Annotated in this window: 1 protein-coding gene and 2 pseudogenes; 2 read left to right on the forward strand and 1 reads right to left on the reverse strand. The window is 58.6% G+C overall.

The features are described 5' to 3' along the window. Positions 1–83: 83 nt before the first annotated feature. Positions 84–226 (reverse strand): annotated as a pseudogene (locus tag FJ419_RS30595) (transposase domain-containing protein); the annotation flags it as partial. Between the two features lie 166 nt (positions 227–392). Between FJ419_RS30595 and FJ419_RS31395 the strand changes: the two are divergent. After that, a pseudogene (locus FJ419_RS31395) lies at positions 393–542 on the forward strand (integrase); the annotation flags it as partial. After that, positions 539–1068, forward strand: a 530-nt coding sequence (locus FJ419_RS30605; protein WP_176479577.1) for a site-specific integrase, incomplete at its 3' end; no start/stop codon positions are given. The pseudogene FJ419_RS31395 and the gene FJ419_RS30605, both read left to right, overlap by 4 nt.

Here is a 1068-nt window from a genome sequence, read left to right on the forward strand (position 1 = left end):
GCTCATCAGAATGAGCAGCCGTTCCTCGGATCGGGCGACCTTCTGCGTTCCAAACCTTGACAGCGGACATCAGAGCGGTGTTCTCAGGCCACGGCCTTGAGCATGAGCTTGTTGATGTAGGCCCAAGGCAACAGATCATCGATCTGCTATTAGGGTGGCCGTTGACTACCCTGGTGAGGACATCGTCGAGATATCCCAGCGGCTCAACGCCGTTGAGCTTGCAGGTTTATGCCGATCGCCGAACTATGCCGAGTGAACAAGTTTTTACCAACACTTTCTCAACGCAAGTGACTATCTGCAACGCAGCACACTGTATCGGAAGCTGATCCACGGGCCATTTGGCGAGTTTGCACGCGTTTATGCGGGCAGATTGTCGGACGAAGGCTTCGGTCGGCGAAGATGTCGAGCGGGAACTGCCGGTCCTCTCGACCTTTCTCGGCCACACCAATGTTCGCGACACTTACTGGTATCTATCCGCCGCGCCGGAGTTAATGACCCATGCCGCGCGACTGCTGGATGAGCGGTGGGAGGTTCGCTCATGAGTGCCTCGAAAGATCTGGCCGTGCTGATCGAGCGGTGGTTCACCGATCGGCTCATGCGACATCGAGGCGTAAGCTCCAACACCATCGCCTCCTATCGCGGCACCTTCCGGCTCCTGTTTGCATTCGCGCAGACACGCCTTGGCAGGTCTCCGTCGCAGTTGACACTGCGGGATTTGGACGCGCCTTTCATCGGCGCATTCCTGGAGGACCTCGAGACACTGCGATCCGCCTCAGTGAGGACCCGGAATCTCCGTCTCACGGCCATTCGGTCTTTCTTCAGATATGCGTCGTTCGAGGAGCCGGCCCATAGCGCCCAGATTCAACGCGTGCTCGCGATCCCGAGCAAGCGATGCGACAAGCGACAGCTTCAGTTTCTCACTAGGCCCGAGATTGAAGCGATCCTGGCCTGTCCGGATCGCAGCACATGGCTGGGACGCCGTGATCACACTCTGCTGTTGCTGGCCGCGCAAACGGGGTTGCGGGTCTCGGAGATCATCGATCTCCACCAGGACTCGGTGATGCTGGG

Origin of the sequence: Mesorhizobium sp. B2-6-2, assembly GCF_006440615.1 — a bacterium.
Taxonomy (GTDB): domain Bacteria; phylum Pseudomonadota; class Alphaproteobacteria; order Rhizobiales; family Rhizobiaceae; genus Mesorhizobium.